Origin of the sequence: Nibrella saemangeumensis (assembly GCF_039541915.1) — a bacterium.
GTDB lineage: Bacteria > Bacteroidota > Bacteroidia > Cytophagales > Spirosomataceae > Nibrella > Nibrella saemangeumensis.
Genome location: NZ_BAABHD010000005.1, coordinates 436056 through 455002, shown reverse-complemented (window position 1 = coordinate 455002; position 18947 = coordinate 436056). Strand labels below are relative to the sequence as shown.

The window sequence follows — 18947 nt, the reverse complement described above, 5'->3', positions numbered from 1 at the left end:
ATAAATCGGGTAAAAGTAGTAAAAGCAATCGGTTAATTTCTTTTCTTTAGGCCGTAACCCAATCCCTATGCTGAATCGCCGACGCTTTATCTCATTAAGTGCGCTGGCCGGCTGGATGCCTTCTGCGCTTCAATCGGCCCCCGCATCTGTTAACAATCCTGAATCTGCTGCTGGTTACCCGCTCGTTATCTCTACCTGGAAGCAGATTAAGGCCAACGAAGCCGCTATCGCTGTACTGAAAAAAGGGGGCCGGGCGCTGGATGCCGTCGAAGCGGGTGTTCGCATTCCTGAAGCGGATACCAGTGATACCAGCGTCGGTTATGGCGGCTTACCCGACCGGGACGGCCGCGTTACGCTGGATGCCTGCATAATGGACGAAAAGGGTAATGCCGGTTCGGTCACTTTTCTGGAACACATTATGCACCCAATCTCGGTTGCCAGGGCGGTCATGGATAAGACCCCGCATGTGATGCTGAGCGGTGAGGGTGCCTTGCAATTTGCGCTGGCTCAAGGGTTCAAAAAACAGGACCTGCTAACACCCCACGCCCGGAAAGAGTGGCAGGAGTGGCTCAAGACGGCTCAGTACAAACCGATCATCAATATCGAACGTCATGATACAATCGGGATGCTGGCTATTGACAGCCAGGGCAATCTGTCCGGAGCGTGTACGACCAGCGGGTTGGCCTTTAAGATGCACGGCCGGGTGGGTGATTCGCCCATTATCGGCGCCGGTCTTTTTATCGATAATGAGATTGGCGGGGCGGTAGCAACAGGGTTAGGAGAGGCTGTGATGAAAACCTGCGGAGCCTTTCTGGTAGTCGAACTGATGCGACAGGGACGTACCCCACAGGAGGCATGTCTGGAGGCAGCCCGGCGCATTACCAGCAAACAGAACTATAAAGAATTTCAGGTTGGGTACCTCGCTATCAATAAAAAAGGCGAACATGGTGCGTATAGTATACAGCCCGACTTTAATTATACCTTATACCAGAACGGACGTAACCGAGTGATAGAATCAGCTTCTTTTGTAAAGTAGCCTTTGTATCTTAGCCGCTGATTACGTCCGGTTATCGTTTAAAAAGCCAAACAGTCTTGGAATCAGTATTCTCTACATCGAAGCGTAAACTATTGCTGGAGTTAGCCTGGGAGGTTTGTAACCAGGTGGGCGGTATCTATACCGTTATTCGTTCGAAGGTGCCGGCCATGGTCGAAAAATGGGGTGACGACTATGTTTGCCTTGGTCCCTATTTCCCCCAGCGGGCTGCTGCCGAATATGAACCCATTACTGAGCCGGACGAAACAGAAATCGGGCAAACGGTCCGGAAAATGCGGCAGATGGGTTACGCAGTAGAGTATGGTTACTGGCTGGTAACCGGCCGGCCCAAGATTGTGCTGTTCCATTTGGAAAGCTTTATTCCGCAACTTAACCAGATCAAACATGATCTCTGGGAGCGGCATCAGCTATCAACGTTGGGTGTCGAAGAACTGGTGAATCAGGTAATTGCTTTCGGCGAAGCGGCCCGCGTTTTTATTAAACTGCTGGCCGATGACCACGCCCGGCGGGTCGACCTGGTTGCGCACTTCCACGAATGGATGGCCAGCACAGGCCTGCCGGATCTGCGTCGGGAGAATGTTAAAGTAGCGACGGTCTTTACCACCCACGCCACCATGCTGGGGCGTTACCTGGCCCAGAACGAAGAGGGCTTTTACGGTAAGTTACCCTTTTTCGACTGGCAGCGCGAAGCCCGACACTATGGCATTGAAACGCAGGCGACCATCGAACGGCTGGCGGCTCAGCAAGCGCACGTGTTTACAACCGTCAGCGACGTAACCGCCCGTGAGTGTGAGGTCTTTCTCGGCCGCAACCCCGACCTGATTCTGCCGAATGGCCTTAACATTATGCGTTTCACGGCGGTGCACGAGTTTCAGAACCTGCACGTGAAGTATAAGGCCAAGATTCACGAGTTTGTGATGGGCCATTTCTTCCAGACCTACTCCTTTGACCTGGAAAAAACGCTTTATTTCTTTACCTCCGGCCGGTTTGAATTCAGCAACAAAGGCTACGACCTGACGCTCGAAGCCCTGGCCCGGTTGAACTGGCGTATGCGGGAGGCTAATATGGATACAACGGTCGTCATGTTTATGGTGACCAAGCAGCCCTATCACTCCATCAATCCCGATGTCCTCCATTCCCGCGCGCTGCTCGAAGAAATTCAGGAGACCTGTGAGGCTATTGAGCAGCAGGTGGGCGAGCGCCTGTTTGAGGCCGCAGCCTCCAGCTCCGACATCGCCATGCCGGATCTGAACAGCTTTGTTGACGAGTACTGGCGGCTCCGGCTCCGGCGGACCATACAGAGCTGGAAAACCAAACAACTGCCCCGGTTTGTCACCCACGACCTGGTGCAGGAAGACGCCATGACGCGTTTCATCCGGCAGGCTAAACTGGTGAACAATGAGTTTGACCGGGTCAAGATTGTTTATCACCCCGATTTTATCGCGTCTACCAATCCGCTGTTTGGTCTGGATTACGGCCAGTTTGTGCGGGGCTGCCACCTGGGTGTCTTTCCAAGCTATTACGAACCGTGGGGTTATACCCCGCTGGAGTGCGTGGTGCGTGGTATCCCGACCGTCACCAGCGATCAGTCCGGTTTCGGTGACTTTATCATGCAGATCATGCGGGATTACGAAAACCGGGGTATCTATGTGGTGAACCGCCGGACGCAGTCCTTCAACGAAGCGGCCGACCAACTGGCCAACATTCTGTTCCGGTTCGTCCGGATGTCGCAGCGCGACCGGATTGCCCAGCGCAACCGTGTCGAGAGCATTGCCGAAGTTTTTGACTGGACCAACCTCCGCTCTTACTACGATACCGCCCACGACCTCGCGTTGAAGCGCAGAAAGCCATAATGCGTCTGGAGCATTACGAAAAGGTGCCGGAATCATCTCCCGGCACCTTTTTTGGTGCCGTACGGGTCGGCTTAAACCGTGGTATCGAACCGTATATAATTGTATCTTTGATTATTGATTTTCAGTAAACAACAATACCGAAAGGTACCCCTGATCATGTATTCGGCTTTGGTTATCGCCAGTCAGTTCATCAATAAAGGCATTGCCGAAGGAAAGCCCGTGACCCCGATGAAGTTGCAGAAACTCATCTACTTGGCGCACGGACTGCACCTGGCCCGGCACGAAAAACCCCTCATCAAAGAGCCGGTGGAGGCCTGGACTTACGGGCCGGTTATTCCCGATATTTACTATCGATTTAAAAAATGGGGTAACAACCCAATTACAAAATCTGTAAAGATCGGCTTCTGGGAAGACGATCGTTTTGTTGATGAGGGCGACGTGCTCGACCGGCAGGCGCAGGATACCCTCAACATGGCGTGGGACATTACCAAAGACTTTAACGCCATTCAGCTCTCCAACTGGACCCATACCGAAGGCTCGCCCTGGTACCAGGCCGTCAGTAAAACCGAAAGCGGGGTTGCCGAGTACGAACCGATCGACAACGACCTGATTAAAGCATACTTCACCGAAATCATCAGAACCAATGTCGGAGAGTGAGGAGAAAGCCAAAGAAGTATTTAAGCGTCTCATCGAGTCCTCCTCCGCCGATCCCCGCAGTAGCAGCCTCTCGCAGGGTGAGTTTAACCAGTATGATCAGGAGGAACGGAAAGCCCGATTGGAGAGCTTTGTACAGGACATTCGCGAGCGGAAGAAGTTTGCCCAGTGGATTTTCTGGATGGTTGTGGGTTGGCTGGTGGTGATTCTGGGCATCATTATTGCCGAAGGACTCGGTTACCTGAACATACCCGAAGCCGTTACGCTGGGCCTGATTGGCTCTACAACCGTAAATGTGACGGCTTTTTTTGTTATTGTGACGAAATATCTCTTCCCCGGAAAGTCGCAGTAAGTCAGTTTGTCGTTATCCTGTAAATTCCGGTCTCAATGATTACCAACAAACCATGTCCGTAGTACAGGCTGCCTATTTCGACGGAACGTTACCGCAGGCCCATCCGGCGGAGGTTTATTTGGATACTGACGTGATCCGGATTACGTACCCGAACGCCGAAGGGTTTTCGCAGACCGATGCCTGGCTGGTTCAAAAGACCCGTTTGGCAGACTGGAGTCCCACCGGTAAGACCCGGCTGCAGTATGGTTCCTTTCCGCACCAGTACCTCGACTTTGAGACTGTCGATTACCAGTCGGTGGTGCAGCCCCGCTATGCCGGACAGCCGCCCACGCGGGTGGGTAAACGCTTATGGATTCAGGAAAAAGGATTCCAGGCGATACTGGTCATTGTATTGTTACTGATTGGACTCGGCTGGAGTGTATACCGGTATGGCTTATCGGCCCTGGCTTCCCAGGTTGTAGAACTGATACCTCCGGCTCAGGAGCAGGCGTTGGGTAATGCCTTATATAAGCAGGTGGTTACCGGTGAGCGGTTGCCGATTGATTCGGCCCGGACGCGACTCGTCAATGCGTATTGGCAGGCCGTAGCGGTGCCTGCCCGCTTTCCCATTACCATAACCGTAGTAAAGCACAAGGAGGTGAATGCCTTTGCTATCCCCGGCGGGCATATTGTTGTGTACGATAGTTTATTGAACCGGATGACCCGTCACGAGCAGCTGGCGGCTCTGCTGGCCCACGAAACAGGCCATATCGAATACCGTCATTCTCTGCAACAACTCACCCAAACAGTAGCTTCCTATGCTATGCTATCCCTACTGTTCGGGGACGTGACCGGCCTGATGGCGGTGTTGGTTGACAACGCCCACTACCTGACCTCGCTGTCTTACTCCCGCGACAAGGAAGACCAGGCCGACGCCTTTGCCGTTGAGGCCCTCGCCCGGCAGGGTATCAACCCGCAGGGCGTTGTCTGGATGCTGGAGGTATTACCTCAGGAGGGCGCATCGCTAACTTCCGCTTTGTCTACTCACCCCGAAACGGCCGGGCGTATTGCAGCCGCCAGAGAGCGGGTGCAAAAAGTTACGATAGAGGTAACCGGCGCAGAGGATACACGCCAATTGAACAGCTTATGGCAGCGGATCACGGATCAACGCAGAGCTTTATCATCTTATTAGCGGTGCGTATGCATGGGAGCTATTAAAAAACTTTTTCTGCTTTTGGGAATGCTGAGTATAGTTACCGACCTGCAAGCTCAGGAGAGGGGTACGGGTTGGAGCTATAAGGTAACGATTCCGCCCAGTCGGCGGGCAGCCGACTTGTACCGGGTAAAAATTACAACCCTGGCCGGACGGCGTGTCGTTGGCTATCTGTATGACCTGAATAATTCACAGGTACTTTATACCAGAGACAATCCCAACAAAGAGAACCTGATTAACGTAATGGTGCTGGATATAAGGCTGGCCCGGCGGGTCAGCTTGTACCCGCAATCAGGCTGGTTTGCCGGGCCATTGGAAGGAGCCGTTATCGGAGGTATCGGGTTAGGCTATCTGGCGTTTCAATCTATACAGAAGTCTCCTCCTCGTAGCCCGGTTGCCTATGGACTGAACCTGGTTCTGGCGGTTGGCGGTGGAGCCGGTCTGGGAGCGGTGGCAGGGTCAGGCATTCAGCAACTTACGGCGCGCCCGCTCTTCCGGTCGGTTGTCCAGGAGGGAAAAATAAATGAACTGATGGAACAACTACGGCCGTATTCATACCGGTATCAGACCGAGGTAATAGAGCGGATACCGGAGTAGAACTCACAGAAATAGCTTAATACCGCCGTTGATAATTCGTCCGTCAGTGGGAGCCCAGATTTCGCGGACAAACGTTGGCTGCAGGCGTGTACCGGTTACCAGCGTCTGGTACCGGGATAGCCGTACATCGGTGAAGTTCTCGAAGTTAATGTACAGGCTGAGGTGTTTCCACCGCTTCTCAGTCATAAAACCCATTACCCAGTATGGTTGGGTGGGCAGGCCATCTTCCAACTCCTGACGGCCTGTATAGTACAACTCATAACCAGCCCGGAAACTGCCCTCTACTTCGTACATCAGAACGAACCCGGCGCGGTGGCGGGCCGTCAGCGGGATGGGACGATCCAGGTTGTCATAGTGTCGTTTTGTATCGATCAGCGTGTAAAACGTGTACAGGCGAAAGTCGTTGTAGGTAAGTTTCAGATTGGTTTCAAATCCCCGACTGTCGACGTGGCCGTTGGCATTGCGGTAGGTGTACGTAACGCGATTGTCGCTCAGACGCAGCACCAGTGGACTGTTGATACGGGTGTAGAAAAACAGGTGGTTGAACGATAAGATAAGATCTTCCGCTAACTCGGTACTATAGTTTACATCCCAGTTCAGGCCCTGCGATGTTTCGGCACTGGTCTGGCGAGGATCAATCGGTCTTATGCTCTGATAAAGTCGCTGTTCGGCCTCCTCCGTAAATACGGTAGGCGATTTGTAGCCCAGGCCTCCGCCCAGGCGGGAGGTTAACCGCTCGTTCAGGCGTAGGAGTATGGAGAGCCGGGGCAGCAAAAACGTGCCGTAGGTGGCCTGGTGGTCAACGCGCAGGCCGGATTCGGCGGTCAGGTGTTCCGTAGCTTTCCAGGTATTCTGCACAAAAGCTCCCACGGTATTCAGCGTATAGGTACGGTTCAGGGGGCTGTTTGCAGGGGTATTTTCCCGAAATGTATCGGTCCAGAGGTTCAGGCCGGCCACCCACTCCATGCGATCGCCGTACCGGTTCAAACCCAGTTCGCTGAAACTCGCCCGCTGCCGCCCGCCAAACCGAAAATCGGGTGTGGTAACAACACGGTCGAAAAAGGTAATGCTGTTCTTCGCGTATACCGACAGGTTGTTCGTAAAGCGATGGGAAAACATTAACTGGGTTGTATACCGGTCGGAGCGGTTTCGTTCGGTATAGTAGCCATCGAGTTTTTGGCGAATAGCCGGAATATCTCCGCCCAGCCGGGTTTCGGTTGCAGCCGTGACACCCACACTGGCATTGGTACGCTCGCTCAGGTAGAAGAAAACCCGCGGGTTAATGTTCAGGCGTTCGGACTTCGGAATATCCGAAAAACCATCCCGGTTGGGGTCGTAGGCCCGTTGGGTATTGTGAGATAAGAACAGGGTAACGCCTACCTGCTTCCATTTTTCAGCGTAAAAGCTATTCAGGTCCAGACCACCAGCGCTGGTGCCGTTTACCATCAGCGAGGCCTCGCGTTCGTTGGTTGGCTCTTTTGTAATCAGGTTCACGATACCGGCAATAGCGCCACCACCGTACAGCGTGGAACTGCTGCCTTTGATGATTTCGGCCTGCTTCAGATCGAGCGGGGGAATTTGCATGACACTCAGGCCCGACGAGAAACCAGCGTACAGCGGCAGGCCATTTTGCAGCAGTTGGGTGTAGCGCCCGTCGAGGCCCTGAATCCGGAAGGTCATATTGGCGGAGGTAGCGGAGGTCTGCTGCACCTGGATGCCGGGTGTTTCTTTCAGCAGCATTGAAATATTCGACGCATTCATGTCCGATTTTTCGGTCAGCTCTTCAGCCGAGATCACCTCAATGCGAGTGGGTTCGTCGGCAATGCTGCGGCTGCTGCGCGTTGAGGTTACCACAACTTCCTCCAGCTCTTCGGTTTCAGGTTCCAACAGCACCACCAGCGTATCGGGTGCCGGTATCGTTACCGACCGGGAGACCTTCCGATAGCCCAACGCCGAAAATCGAACCGTGTAACGGCCTGCGGGAAGCGGTCCTAAAACAGCACGGCCCAATGAATCGGTAAGGGTACCTGCCGTGCCCAATTGCACAGCAGCACCGGTTAGAGGGCGGTTTCGTCCCGCATTACGGACGGATAGATGGAAAGTAGACTGGCTAAGAGCCGGTAAGGTAATGAGGATTACAAGAAACGTATACAGCGCCTGCATAGACCACAAAGCTACGGTCTGGCAGCATGCAACAGGTTATCAAAACCAACTATTCAGAGCAGAATGTGCAAAATACGTATAAATGGCACTAGTGGCTGTGAGCCGTGCGGTTGTAACGGATGTTGTATAGGTGGGAGAGAACCAGACCGGCAGAAGCTGCGTAGGCTACATATTCAAAAACAGGATTGACATCCTCCAGCAGCAGGGCAAGCGTAAATAAACCCAGGAAAAACCACAGGCTGGTTTTTATAAAGGAAGAGGTATTATGCCGCGTAGCATGATAAACAGCGGCTATATTGATGCCGATAAACAAATAGTCCAGACTCAGATAACCCGCCCTTACGCTCTCATTGGCTACCAGGGTAGAGGTCATCAGCAGGACCGGCGTTGCCAGACAGTGCAGAATGCACAGTACAGAACCGGTAATACCAACATAATCTGCTTTTCTGGAAAATAAGTCGATCTTCATAATTCGCGGGTTTCGGCACCGGCGATGAGCAGCCTATAATTCCCTCATCGGATAACCTTAGTACATAAACCTGATTCTGTCTGCAAAGATAAAACACTGCTTAGGAGACAAACCAACTTTTTTGCAATAATGTTGCATAATTTTTTGCAACGTTGTTGCAGTCGGGTAATTTTGTCCCGGTTTTACATCTAAAACTGTTCAACACTAACCTGTAAGCGCATGAGTAAGCTAAGAAATCGATGGATGGGCCTGTTACTGGCCGGAGGGCTGGGGCTATTTATAACGGGCTGTGATAGGGCGAATGAGCCGGAGCCGGCCGATGAGAATGAACTCATTACAACGGTCAGCCTGAAATTTACGCAGCAGGGCAGCGCCACCACGCAGACATTTACGTTCCGGGATACTGATGGTGACGGCGGTCAGGTGCCCAGCCGGTTCGACAACATCAGCCTGAAAGCGAACACGACCTATACGCTGACGATTGATCTGCTGGATGAAAGTAAGTCGCCGGCAACAAACCTGACCAGCGAAATTCAGGAAAAGAAAGACGAGCATTTGTTGGTGTACACCGCCAATCCGGCCTCTCTGCTGACGTATACGTATGGTGATGTTGATGGCCGTAATTTTCCGATTGGGCTTGCCGGAACCGCCCGCACAGGAGCCGCCGGTACCGGCAAGCTGACCGTGCGACTGCGGCATCAGCCACCCGTAAACGGAGTTGCGGTGAAAAACGGCACAGTGGCACCGGGCAGCGACGATATCAACATTGACTTTAACCTGACAGTGCAATAGCAGTAGGCAGATTACAGTAGGCAGTGGGCAATCTTCCTGTTTCTGCCTGCTGTAATCTGCCTACTGCTATTGCACCACCCACACCATACTAACGACCCCCATCAGCATAATCAGTTTGCAGAGACTGCTGAGGTAATTGAAATCGCGTTTGGTGTCGGCGAGGACCAGCCGGTACACCAGCCAGCCGATGGGAATAAGCAGAATCATAAAAATCCACGCCAGCCGAAGGTTATCGAGCGAATCGGCGATGAGAAAAAGCGTGGTGATAAACAGGGCGATGATACCGTACAGGAGGTATTTGGTCCGGCGGATACCCCAGACAATTGGCAGCGTCCGGCAGCCGTAGCGGGCGTCACCTTTTACGTCCTCCATATCCTTGATAATCTCCCGCACCAGCGAAATACAGAACGAGAACGCTGCGTAAATAAGAAGTAAATCGCTGTTCCGACGGTAATAGACGGCCAGCACGATTAGCGAAAGTGCCGTCAGAAACGCTACAATTAAATTACCGACAAACGGCTGCCGCTTAAAATAAGCCGAATAAAACCACAGCAGCGTAACCGACAGCACATCGACTACAAACACCCACCGGCTGAGGTACAAGCCGATCAGACAGCCGATGATATTGAGCACCTGATGCGCACCCATAGCCATCCGACGTTTCATGTAACGACCGATGATAACCCGCTCCGGCTTATTAACAATGTCGATCTTAACGTCGAAATAATCATTGATAACGTATCCGGCGGCTGCGATGCAGACGGTGGAAAGCGAGAGCAGAAATAAAGCGGGATCAAGCAGCAACCGGGGCCATTGCGTAGAGGGTGAACCGATTTCCGGACCAACCAGGCATACCCTTGCCAGGTACTGCGTACCGACAACGATCAGCAGGTTTTGCACCCGGATGAGCCGTAAGAATCCCAGAATAAAGGCTGATAGAGGAAGTTTTTGTACCATAGCTGCTGGTGCCGGAATGGTTGTACCAAAGATACAAGATTTTTAGGCGGACGGCGATTTTTACCGCGTAACAAATACTTTACGGTCCACCGGGAGAACTTTCATCTATTTTTTTGTTATGAGACCAGCCGCTATCGCTAAGGCGGCTTGTATCTATGAGAATCGGCATTGTTTGCTACCCGACTTTCGGGGGGAGTGGCGTGGTCGCCACCGAGTTAGGAAAGGCGTTGTCCAAGAATGGTCATCAAATTCATTTTATTACCTACCAACAGCCTCCAAGGCTCGATTTTTTCAACGAGAACGTTTTTTACCATGAAGTAAATATACCCTCATACCCCCTGTTTCAGTTTCCGCCCTATGAGTCGGCGCTGGCCAGTGAAATGGTGAATGTAGTGCTGAACGAGAACGTCGACCTGCTGCATGTACACTATGCGATTCCGCACGCATCGGCCGCTTACATGGCCAAAATGATTCTGCGGGCGCAGGGGCGTACGGTGCCGGTGGTCACTACGCTGCACGGAACGGACATTACACTGGTGGGTAAAGATGCCTCGTATGAGCCGGTTGTGACGTTCAGTATCAATGAGTCAGACGGGGTTACGGCTGTTTCTGAGGACCTTCGGCGCGATACCTTCCGACATTTTGCCATCAAGCGCGACATTGAGGTAATTCCCAATTTTATAGACCTGTCCCGGTTCCAGCGTCAGCAGAAGGAGCATTTCAAAAAAGCCATCTGCCCCAACGGAGAGAAATTGATCGTGCATACCTCCAACTTCCGGCGGGTCAAACGTATTGACGATGCCGTTATGACCTTCTATAAAGTTCAGAAGCAGATACCGGCCAAGATGCTGCTTGTGGGCGACGGTCCTGAGCGCGCCCGGATCGAGAAGCTCTGCCGAGATCTGGGAATCTACGAAGATGTCCGGTTTCTGGGTAAGCTCGATGCCGTTGAAGAAGTCTTGTCAGTGGCGGATTTGTTCCTGATGCCGTCGGAGAATGAGAGTTTTGGTCTGGCTGGTCTGGAGGCTCTGGCCTGCGAGGTTCCCCTGATTACCTCCGACGCAGGTGGTTTACCGGAACTGAATATACACGGCGTAACGGGTTTTCTGAGCCCCGTTGGCGATGTAAACGATATGGTCAAAAACGCGCTCTTTATCCTCGAAGACGAGAACCTGCCGACGTTCAAAAAGAACGCGCTGGAGCGGGCCAAAGAGTTTGAATTATCGAAAATATTACCGCTCTACGAGGCCTATTACGAACGCGTAGTGCAGGAAACGAAAGCGAAAGCCCAGGACGCGCTGGTTTCCTGAACTAAACAATCCGGGGTAAGTGGATTGTTTATCATGTGAATCAAAATGGAAACAACATGAATCCGAACATTCCTCGTACAGACCGTAAGCGCGTGGTGATTATCGGCGCGGGCTTCGGGGGGCTGCATCTGGCCCGGAGGCTGTCTCGCCGGAACGAGTTCCAGATTGTTCTGATCGATAAATATAACTTCCACCAGTTTCAGCCACTGTATTACCAGGTGGCCACGGCCGGACTGGATGCTTCGTCTATTCTTTTTCCGCTGCGAAAGGTTTTTCAGACTTGTAAGAACGTCCACATCCGTGTTACCGAAGCCACTCAGATTCATACCGATACCCAGGTGGTTGATACCGGCCTGGGGCCCATCGAATACGACTACCTGGTGCTGGCTACCGGAGCTGATACGAATTTTTTCGGCATGAAAAACATTCAGGAGCGGGCGTTGCCGATGAAGTCCGTTGCCGAAGCCATTGCGCTACGTAACCGGGTGCTGCAAAATCTGGAGGATGCGCTGAGCGTCACAACAGATGATGAAAAGCAGGGATTAATGAACATTGTGGTCGTAGGTGGAGGCCCTACAGGTGTGGAGCTGTGCGGCACCTTCGCCGAAATGAAAAAGACGGTACTCCCCCGCGACTATCCCGAGTTGAATTTTAACATTATGCAAATTTACCTGATCGAATCTGGTGCCGAGCTGCTGGGGCCAATGTCGGTTGAGTCACAGGTAAAATCGCAGGAATATCTGGAGGGGTTAGGCGTTAATGTTATGCTGAAGACCCGGGTTACCGATTTCGACGGTCAGCACGTATTCATGAACGACGGCTCGAAACTGCGAACCAACAACCTGGTCTGGGCCGCCGGCGTAAAAGCCAGTCCGCTCAACGGCCTGCCCGAAGCGGTAGTCGGCCGGGGCGGACGGGTCACCGTAAACCGCTTCAACCAGGTAGAAGGCCTCAGCAATGTCTATGCTATCGGCGACGTAGCCATGATGGCCGAAGAGGACTGGCCGAACGGGCACCCGCAGACCGCTACTCCTGCCATTCAACAGGGAAAGCACCTCGCTAAGAACCTCACCCATCTGGTGAAAGGAGAACCGCTGGAGGAGTTCCGGTTCCGTGACTTAGGTACCATGGCGACCATTGGCCGGGGATTGGCCGTGGTGGATCTGCCGAAGGCTAAGTTTCAGGGTTATTTTGCCTGGCTTACCTGGTTATTTGTTCATCTGGTCAATATTATTGGCGTAAAGAACCGCCTGCTGATCTTAATCAACTGGATGTGGGGGTATTTCAGTTATGACCAGTCACTGCGGCTGATTATTAAACCAAAACTGCCCAAAGCAAATTTTGAAGCCGCGAAGCAAAAAATAGAAGATCAACTGGTTGTCGAAAAAACGTAACAAGTTGGTTTGCTTCTCGTTTATTCATCTGAAAACTGGATCATTTCCTGGTTTCATAAAGTAAACACGCGTTTTAATCAATTGAACGTATTTTAAAATCCACTATTTTCGCACCAATCACCGAATGATTCAACTGTATGCAAGGAGAAGCTGAAAAAGTGAAGTCGGCCCAGGCCAGGCCTGGTCATGCAAGGCCAAAGAATAGCGGTACCCGCCCATTATTTGATAATCCGATTCTGGAAGCGCTTTCCCGTACGCACATTGCGGTACCTATATCAATGTGGATGGTATCGGCCGTTGTGCTGATGTGGTACGCGTTTACCTACACGGATTTGTCGGCTTACGTCATTGCCGCGCTGTTTACATCCGGGTGGTTTGTCTTTACGCTGTTTGAATATGTACTGCATCGTTACCTGTACCACCTGGAGCCTACCACACCCCGGCGGGCTAAGATTCAGTACACCTTTCATGGCGTGCATCATGAGTATCCGAAAGACAAGTCCCGGCTGGCCTTGCCGCCAGCCCTCGGTGTGGTGATATGGGTTGTATTTTTCGGACTGTTTACCACATTGATGGGTGAATCTGCCTACGCATTTTATCCAGGTTTTCTGGTAGGCTATTCGGGGTATTTGCTGGTGCATTACATTGTCCATGCTTATACGCCACCGAAGAATATGTTTAAGTGGCTTTGGATTAACCACAGTGTTCACCACTACAAAGACCCGCACAGCAACTATGGCGTGTCATCGCCGATCTGGGACCATGTCTTCGGTACATACATGAAGTAACTTCCGGCTATTGCCGTTTCATTACCCGCCGGCGCGGATACCTCCATCAGGAGCGTGTCCGCGCCGGTCGCTTTTCAGGCAGGTTGAACCGGTCGATTTGCCAGTTCAACCTGCCTTTTTACCACTTGACTTATCTGTTGATTGAGAAGCAACAATGAATAAGCCAACTTTGACTCAACAAACGGCGGCACAAAAGCTTATTCCGTTTCTATCCACACTACAACCACAACAAATACACCATGAAACGCTTCGCGTATTTGCTGGCACTGCCCCTCGGGCTGGGCCTGCTCCTCGGAATGGTAGCCTTCAGAACAGCTACATCTACAGTTGCTCCTTCTTTTGTCAGCAAAGCCTGGACGGTACAGTCGGTTAAACTCGACACACCGGTTGATTTTAACGGAGACGGCCAGCCCGATAGTGAGCTGCTGTCGTTCATGAGCGCCTGTGAAAAAGACGACGCGCTGATTTTTGAAGCCAACAGTAACCTGATTACTGACAAAGGGTCGCTGCGTTGCCGTCCTGATGAACCGCATAAAGAACTGACTGCCCATTGGATCTACGATCCGGAAACCCAGGTTATTAGTCTGGTGGATCTGAAGAACGACAGTGAGATGGAGCAATGGCAGGTGTTGGAAAGCACTGCCGGTACCCTGAAAATTCGGTTTGACATCCTGCCCTCAGACGGTCAGACATCATTAAAAGCCACCATGACCCTTCAGGCCGTCCGTTAAGGCATTATCCACCATTTACTATATCCACACTATTCTATTCATGAAACGTAAATTAATTCGCATCGGATTATTTGTTGTCGGCGGAGTCGCCGTTATCGCCCTGTGTGTTCTGGCGTTTATCCAACTGGGGTTACCCAACGTGGGGCCTGCTCCCGAATTAAAGGTAGAGGGAACAAAGGCCCAGATTGAGCGGGGGCGCTATCTGGCCAATAATGTAGCGGTTTGTATGGATTGCCATTCGACCCGTGACTGGAGCAAATTCTCCGGACCGCTTACACCCGGTACGCTGGGTAGAGGTGGCGATAAGTTTGGCCACGAGATCGGCTTACCCGGCGAAATATACGCCAAGAACATTACGCCGGCTGCCATTGGCAACTGGACCGACGGCGAGTTGTACCGGGCCATTACCACCGGTGTTGACCGGAACGGTGAGCCGCTCTTCCCCATTATGCCGTATCATTCCTTCGGGAAAATGGATACCGAGGACGTGAAATCCATTATCGCTTACCTCCGCACGATTCCGGCTGTTGAGGCTGCGCATCCGAAGCGCCAGCTTGATTTTCCGCTGAACGTTATTGTGCGTACCATGCCGGCAGCGGCTGAGCCTGTAACCCGGCCTGACACAACCGATCAGCTCGCCTACGGAAAGTACCTGGTGCTGGCAGCGAGTTGCCAGGATTGCCATACGGCCTCGGAAGATAAGGCTTTGGCTGGTGGTCGGGAGTTTAAGATACCTGCTGGTACACTCCAGACCGCGAACCTGACACCCGATAAGGAAACCGGTTTGGGTAACTGGACCGAAGAGCAGTTTTTGCAGCGCTTTAAAGCCTATAATGATCCACAGAATATTCCGGTCACGGGGATGAAGGACTATAACTCAATTATGCCGTGGACCATGTATGCCGGTATGAAGGATAGCGATCTGAAAGCGATCTATGCCTACCTGCGGTCCGTTAAGCCTATGCGTAACCAGGTAGTGAAGTTTAAGCCGGCGTCTGATTCCGGCGTGCAGGTAGCGCAAAAGTAACATGGCCATGAAGATCAAATCTGTATATCTCGAGACCAACGATATAGCCGGTACGGTAGCCTTTTACGGCGGCCGGTTGGGGTTACCCATCGTAGATCTGATGGCGAAATCGGTAACGTTTCAGGTGGGCTGGTCACAACTGCACTTCAGAGTCAATACCCAGACGCAACCGTTTTACCACTTGGCGTTCCTGATTCCATCCAACCAGATGCAGGAGGCCTTTGCCTGGCTCTCGAAGCGGACGGGTGTACTGCCCTTTACGGATGGCCGGAAGATTGCTCATTTTGAGAATTGGAACGCGCATGCGTTCTACTTCCTAGATAACCACGGTACAATCCTAGAGTTTATTGCCAGACATGAGCTCAACAATGTTTCGTATAAGTCATTCAACTCGTCATCCATTCTGAGCATCAACGAAGTAGGGGTACCTGTCGATTCGGTGAGTGAAGCAGGTGAGTTTCTGCTGGCCAATTACGCCATTCCCTACTTTGCCGAAGGCCCCCGGATGCCGGACTTTGTGGTGATGGGCGAGTCGGAAGGACTGCTGATCGTGCCCAGGGCGGGTCGTGGTTGGTGGCCTACGATGCGTCCCGCCGAGAAACACCCGATTCGTATTCAACTGGAACACCACGGAAAACCCATAGAATTACGTTTCCACGAAGAAATACAGGTGAAACGTCCACTAGCGGTTGCCTGGTGAAAAGGAAGGAAAAGAAGTAACACTACCTGAACAAAAGCCCCGCAGGAAAGCCTATTTCAACAGCAGGTCATTCGGGCGGGGCTTATTGATGCTCTATACCCTATAGCAGCTTTTGTAACTGCGTTACCAGCTTGTCGAACTCCTGCGGATCAATGGCGCTGCGCCGTTGCCGCTTTCCAGCCCGGTCAAAAACGGTAATATAGTCGGTACCAAGCTGGGAAATACCCTCGCTCCACTGTTCGGCGGAGAGGTACAGGTGGTCACCTTTGAGGTTGCGCTTGACAATGAATTCCTGCCAGAGTGTTGGATCAACGTCCGGTGCCGCTATGTACAGCAGCGATAATTCGCGGGGGCTGAACACATCCCGCAGCCGTTGGGCTGCCAGGGCTACCTGCTGACTACTCTCCACGGATGGCGACCAGATCAGCGCATAGACTACTTTACCGGCGTTGTTTTTCAACAGCTTACTAAATAACTGCGAGCCGGGTGTAGTCCGGTTTCGGGTGGCAAAAATACCCGGTGCAATTTCGTTCAGACCACTCAGCGAGTCGCCGGTAGCGAGCCGTCCGGCCGCTTCCCGGATCAGCAGACTATCTTTTGTTTCCCGGTAATAAACATCGCTTAGGGAAGGACCGAGGTAGGCATCTTTAATCTGAGGGCGTATGTGGCCGTAAAAAAGCTGGGCATCGGTCAGCGTCAGGGTAGGGAGGGCGCTGACCAGCGCGTAGCCCCGCAGGTAATCGACCGAGGGGGTGTCGAAGCGGTTCTGGCTTTGGCGGATCAGGGCTTCGTAGGTCATCAGGCGCTGAAACAGATCGGCGCTGCGCTCTACCAGTGAATTGACAAACCGAAGGTCCTGGGGTTTGATAGCACCGGCCGAGCCGATGTTCCGCAGGCGCTGCCGTTCCGATTCGGTCAGGTTTTTACCGTAACGTTCGACCAGCGAGGCCAGCGTTGGCACCGGTAAACTGCGCCCGGCCTGGTTGGAACCTGTGATTACTGAGCTGTTCAGGGTTTGAACCGCATATTGGCTGAAACGCTCCATGGCCGTAGCGCGGGCAACGGTGAGCAGCCGGTCGTCGGCGGGACGGAGTGAGTCATTCAACGCAGCAGGTAATTCGGTACCTTCGGCCATGGCCTGCTCGTACTGGAACGTAGCGGCATCGTAGCGGGCAACAGACGTAAGCCAGCGACTCAGCAGCGGAAGCACTCTCTGATTGGCCGCAAATGCCCGTAGCGGCTCGGTAAAGGTCTCAACCAGATAGCGGTGAACGCCGGCCGGGGTGCGCCCCTGCGCCTGACGTGTCAGCCTGGTCCAGTCCGGCTTTTTCCGATTCTGGGCTTCATACGCTCTGTAGCGGGCATACTGCTGATTGACCTGGGCATTTACCCCACCAAAGCGAAACGGCACCTCGGCTACATACAGCGAATCGGCGTTGAGATCAATACTAAGTGTGCCCGGTGCGGCCAGAAAGCCGGTGGTAATTGTATTGAAGTTAAAGGTTAATTCCTCCTGCGGATAAATGAGCGGTACCTTCACCCGAAACCGGCCTTCGGCATCCAGGGGAGCCGGATGAGCTATTTCCTGACTGGCCTGTAAAATGTTGGTGCGGGTAATCAGCACCTGGGGCGACCGGCGGTAGAGCTGAGGGGTCAGGTTCCGGATACGACCCGTTACCGTCACCGAATCCGTCTGGGCGACAATGGCAGGTGAAATAAACAGGAAAATATATAGTAAAGCGCAGTGAAGAAGGCGCATAGGCGTATAAGATTAAAAGCTTACTGGCGAATATAGACAGTAAACCGAAACTTCGCTGCTTTGGTTGACTTCGCTACTTAGGGAGTTCGTTGCCAATACCCGGCGGATCAATGGGTGGTTGGGTACGAATGCCGTGGTAGCGCTCCGGATCTGTGTAATCTCGGCGGAGTGGGTGTCCTTCCCAGTCAGTGGGCATCAGAATGCGCCGGAGGTCGGGATGACCGGTAAACCGGATACCGACCAAGTCGAACGCTTCGCGCTCGTGCCAGTCGGCGGTGCGCCAGACAGCGGTTACGCTCGGTACTGAAGGCAGGGGTTCCTGGTCGGTATTGCGCGGCACAACAACCTTCAGCATCAGATCATGGCCGTAGGGAATGGACGTAAGGTTATACACAACGTCCATAGTACCGACTGCTGGACCATTGTCAATGGCGGAAATACAGGCGAGCAGGTCAAAAAACAGCCGTTCGTCATGTTTCAGGAACTGGCATATGTCGGCAATACGCTCCGCCGGTACGACCAGATAAGGCTGTGGGTTCTGGGTAATGGCGGTTGCCAGTTCACCGAACCGTTCACTGATGCGTTGTTGTATTTCCTGAAATGGCATTGGTCGGAACAGGTATTTCTTTTGAAACGTTATCGGAATCTTTCTGCGCTTCCAGCGGAGTAGTACCCGTTAGGGGCTTTTCTTTCCGGATTTTCTCCTGAAGCTTGATTACGCCATCGATCAGCGCTTCCGGGCGGGGCGGACAGCCGGGCACATACACATCAACCGGAATAATTTTGTCAACGCCTTTCACCACATGATACCCGTGCTGCCAGTAAGGCCCACCGCAGTTGGCGCAGGAGCCCATTGAGATCACGTAACGGGGCTCCGGCATCTGCTCGTACAGGCGCCGGATCCGGTCGGCCATCTTGTAGGTAACCGTTCCCGATACAATCATGATGTCGGACTGTCGGGGCGATGGTCGCGGAAAAATACCAAATCGCTCGAGGTCGTAATTCGACGCGAACGTTTGCATCATCTCAATGGCGCAGCAAGCCAGACCGAAGCTCAGCGGCCAGAGCGACGACTCCCGCGACCAGTTCAGCAATTCTTCTGAACTGAGCAGAATAAAGCCTGCATCGCCGGTTTTAGTGTTGGGTGAATTCATG

At 52.8% G+C, this 18947-nt stretch carries 19 protein-coding genes; 13 read left to right on the top strand and 6 right to left on the bottom strand.

Going from position 1 to position 18947, the window contains the following annotated elements:
• Nucleotides 1-67 precede the first annotated feature (67 nt).
• The 6 genes from ABD949_RS03875 to ABD949_RS03850 all read left to right on the top strand — a co-directional run bounded on the left by ABD949_RS03875 (nucleotide 68) and on the right by ABD949_RS03850 (nucleotide 5702).
• On the top strand, nucleotides 68-1036 hold the full coding sequence (locus ABD949_RS03875) for an isoaspartyl peptidase/L-asparaginase family protein (protein ID WP_345240739.1): 969 nt from the start codon (nucleotides 68-70) through the stop codon (nucleotides 1034-1036).
• Nucleotides 1037-1092: 56 nt separating this feature from the next.
• Nucleotides 1093-2907: a glycosyltransferase gene (locus ABD949_RS03870; RefSeq protein WP_345240737.1), complete on the top strand. Its 1815-nt coding sequence runs from the start codon at nucleotides 1093-1095 to the stop codon at nucleotides 2905-2907.
• A gap of 156 nt (nucleotides 2908-3063) precedes the next feature.
• Nucleotides 3064-3564, top strand: a complete 501-nt coding sequence (locus tag ABD949_RS03865; protein ID WP_345240735.1) for a Panacea domain-containing protein — start codon at nucleotides 3064-3066, stop codon at nucleotides 3562-3564.
• The gene (locus ABD949_RS03860; RefSeq protein ID WP_345240733.1) at nucleotides 3551-3913 is read left to right on the top strand and encodes a hypothetical protein; all 363 of its coding nucleotides are present in this window, start codon (nucleotides 3551-3553) and stop codon (nucleotides 3911-3913) included. Before ABD949_RS03865 ends, ABD949_RS03860 begins: the two co-directional genes overlap by 14 nt.
• A 52-nt stretch (nucleotides 3914-3965) precedes the next feature.
• Nucleotides 3966-5084, top strand: coding sequence for a M48 family metallopeptidase (locus ABD949_RS03855; protein WP_345240731.1), 1119 nt, complete (start codon nucleotides 3966-3968; stop codon nucleotides 5082-5084).
• A gap of 48 nt (nucleotides 5085-5132) precedes the next feature.
• Nucleotides 5133-5702 (top strand): hypothetical protein, encoded by a 570-nt coding sequence (locus ABD949_RS03850; protein ID WP_345240730.1) that lies wholly within the window; start codon nucleotides 5133-5135, stop codon nucleotides 5700-5702.
• 3 nt (nucleotides 5703-5705) lie between these two features.
• Here the strand turns inward: ABD949_RS03850 and ABD949_RS03845 are convergent, their stop codons facing one another.
• Together ABD949_RS03845 and ABD949_RS03840 are read right to left on the bottom strand one after the other, a co-directional pair.
• On the bottom strand, nucleotides 5706-7865 hold the full coding sequence (locus tag ABD949_RS03845; RefSeq protein ID WP_345240729.1) for a TonB-dependent receptor: 2160 nt from the start codon (nucleotides 7863-7865) through the stop codon (nucleotides 5706-5708).
• Nucleotides 7866-7953: 88 nt separating this feature from the next.
• On the bottom strand, nucleotides 7954-8334 hold the full coding sequence (locus ABD949_RS03840; protein ID WP_345240728.1) for a MerC domain-containing protein: 381 nt from the start codon (nucleotides 8332-8334) through the stop codon (nucleotides 7954-7956).
• 219 nt (nucleotides 8335-8553) lie between these two features.
• Between ABD949_RS03840 and ABD949_RS03835 the strand changes: the two genes are divergently transcribed.
• Nucleotides 8554-9126: a hypothetical protein gene (locus ABD949_RS03835; protein ID WP_345240726.1), complete on the top strand. Its 573-nt coding sequence runs from the start codon at nucleotides 8554-8556 to the stop codon at nucleotides 9124-9126.
• 66 nt (nucleotides 9127-9192) lie between these two features.
• On the opposite strand, the gene ABD949_RS03830 is transcribed toward ABD949_RS03835, so the two are convergent.
• Complete coding sequence (locus ABD949_RS03830; protein WP_345240724.1) at nucleotides 9193-10083, bottom strand: geranylgeranylglycerol-phosphate geranylgeranyltransferase; 891 nt, start codon at nucleotides 10081-10083, stop codon at nucleotides 9193-9195.
• A 155-nt stretch (nucleotides 10084-10238) separates the two neighbouring features.
• Between ABD949_RS03830 and bshA the strand changes: the two genes are divergently transcribed.
• The 6 genes from bshA to ABD949_RS03800 all read left to right on the top strand — a co-directional run bounded on the left by bshA (nucleotide 10239) and on the right by ABD949_RS03800 (nucleotide 16033).
• A complete protein-coding gene (gene bshA, locus ABD949_RS03825) occupies nucleotides 10239-11393 on the top strand; it encodes an N-acetyl-alpha-D-glucosaminyl L-malate synthase BshA (RefSeq protein WP_345240722.1) in 1155 nt (384 codons plus the stop codon).
• A 56-nt stretch (nucleotides 11394-11449) separates the two neighbouring features.
• A complete protein-coding gene (locus ABD949_RS03820) occupies nucleotides 11450-12787 on the top strand; it encodes an NAD(P)/FAD-dependent oxidoreductase (RefSeq protein WP_345240720.1) in 1338 nt (445 codons plus the stop codon).
• 137 nt (nucleotides 12788-12924) lie between these two features.
• Nucleotides 12925-13575: a sterol desaturase family protein gene (locus ABD949_RS03815; RefSeq protein ID WP_345240718.1), complete on the top strand. Its 651-nt coding sequence runs from the start codon at nucleotides 12925-12927 to the stop codon at nucleotides 13573-13575.
• Nucleotides 13576-13814: 239 nt separating this feature from the next.
• On the top strand, nucleotides 13815-14306 hold the full coding sequence (locus ABD949_RS03810) for a hypothetical protein (protein ID WP_345240717.1): 492 nt from the start codon (nucleotides 13815-13817) through the stop codon (nucleotides 14304-14306).
• Nucleotides 14307-14346: 40 nt separating this feature from the next.
• Nucleotides 14347-15333 (top strand): c-type cytochrome, encoded by a 987-nt coding sequence (locus ABD949_RS03805; RefSeq protein ID WP_345240716.1) that lies wholly within the window; start codon nucleotides 14347-14349, stop codon nucleotides 15331-15333.
• A gap of 7 nt (nucleotides 15334-15340) precedes the next feature.
• Nucleotides 15341-16033, top strand: coding sequence for a VOC family protein (locus ABD949_RS03800; protein WP_345240714.1), 693 nt, complete (start codon nucleotides 15341-15343; stop codon nucleotides 16031-16033).
• A 100-nt stretch (nucleotides 16034-16133) separates the two neighbouring features.
• On the opposite strand, the gene ABD949_RS03795 is transcribed toward ABD949_RS03800, so the two are convergent.
• The 3 genes from ABD949_RS03795 to ABD949_RS03785 form a co-directional block, all read right to left on the bottom strand.
• Nucleotides 16134-17792, bottom strand: coding sequence for a hypothetical protein (locus ABD949_RS03795; protein ID WP_345240711.1), 1659 nt, complete (start codon nucleotides 17790-17792; stop codon nucleotides 16134-16136).
• A 73-nt stretch (nucleotides 17793-17865) separates the two neighbouring features.
• A complete protein-coding gene (locus ABD949_RS03790) occupies nucleotides 17866-18399 on the bottom strand; it encodes an NADH-quinone oxidoreductase subunit C (protein ID WP_345240709.1) in 534 nt (177 codons plus the stop codon).
• Nucleotides 18365-18946: an NADH-quinone oxidoreductase subunit B gene (locus tag ABD949_RS03785; protein WP_345240707.1), complete on the bottom strand. Its 582-nt coding sequence runs from the start codon at nucleotides 18944-18946 to the stop codon at nucleotides 18365-18367. Before ABD949_RS03785 ends, ABD949_RS03790 begins: the two co-directional genes overlap by 35 nt.
• Between the last annotated feature and the right edge of the window lies 1 nt (nucleotide 18947).

Coding starts and splice junctions, on each gene's coding strand:
- ABD949_RS03875 (WP_345240739.1), top strand. CDS start 68: ATGCTGAATCGCCGACGCTTTATCTCATTAAGTGCGCTGGCCGGCTGG.
- ABD949_RS03865 (WP_345240735.1), top strand. CDS start 3,064: ATGTATTCGGCTTTGGTTATCGCCAGTCAGTTCATCAATAAAGGCATT.
- ABD949_RS03860 (WP_345240733.1), top strand. CDS start 3,551: ATGTCGGAGAGTGAGGAGAAAGCCAAAGAAGTATTTAAGCGTCTCATC.
- ABD949_RS03855 (WP_345240731.1), top strand. CDS start 3,966: ATGTCCGTAGTACAGGCTGCCTATTTCGACGGAACGTTACCGCAGGCC.
- ABD949_RS03850 (WP_345240730.1), top strand. CDS start 5,133: ATGCTGAGTATAGTTACCGACCTGCAAGCTCAGGAGAGGGGTACGGGT.
- ABD949_RS03845 (WP_345240729.1), bottom strand. CDS start 7,865: ATGCAGGCGCTGTATACGTTTCTTGTAATCCTCATTACCTTACCGGCT.
- ABD949_RS03840 (WP_345240728.1), bottom strand. CDS start 8,334: ATGAAGATCGACTTATTTTCCAGAAAAGCAGATTATGTTGGTATTACC.
- ABD949_RS03835 (WP_345240726.1), top strand. CDS start 8,554: ATGAGTAAGCTAAGAAATCGATGGATGGGCCTGTTACTGGCCGGAGGG.
- ABD949_RS03830 (WP_345240724.1), bottom strand. CDS start 10,083: ATGGTACAAAAACTTCCTCTATCAGCCTTTATTCTGGGATTCTTACGG.
- bshA (WP_345240722.1), top strand. CDS start 10,239: ATGAGAATCGGCATTGTTTGCTACCCGACTTTCGGGGGGAGTGGCGTG.
- ABD949_RS03820 (WP_345240720.1), top strand. CDS start 11,450: ATGAATCCGAACATTCCTCGTACAGACCGTAAGCGCGTGGTGATTATC.
- ABD949_RS03815 (WP_345240718.1), top strand. CDS start 12,925: ATGCAAGGAGAAGCTGAAAAAGTGAAGTCGGCCCAGGCCAGGCCTGGT.
- ABD949_RS03810 (WP_345240717.1), top strand. CDS start 13,815: ATGAAACGCTTCGCGTATTTGCTGGCACTGCCCCTCGGGCTGGGCCTG.
- ABD949_RS03805 (WP_345240716.1), top strand. CDS start 14,347: ATGAAACGTAAATTAATTCGCATCGGATTATTTGTTGTCGGCGGAGTC.
- ABD949_RS03800 (WP_345240714.1), top strand. CDS start 15,341: ATGAAGATCAAATCTGTATATCTCGAGACCAACGATATAGCCGGTACG.
- ABD949_RS03795 (WP_345240711.1), bottom strand. CDS start 17,792: ATGCGCCTTCTTCACTGCGCTTTACTATATATTTTCCTGTTTATTTCA.
- ABD949_RS03790 (WP_345240709.1), bottom strand. CDS start 18,399: ATGCCATTTCAGGAAATACAACAACGCATCAGTGAACGGTTCGGTGAA.
- ABD949_RS03785 (WP_345240707.1), bottom strand. CDS start 18,946: ATGAATTCACCCAACACTAAAACCGGCGATGCAGGCTTTATTCTGCTC.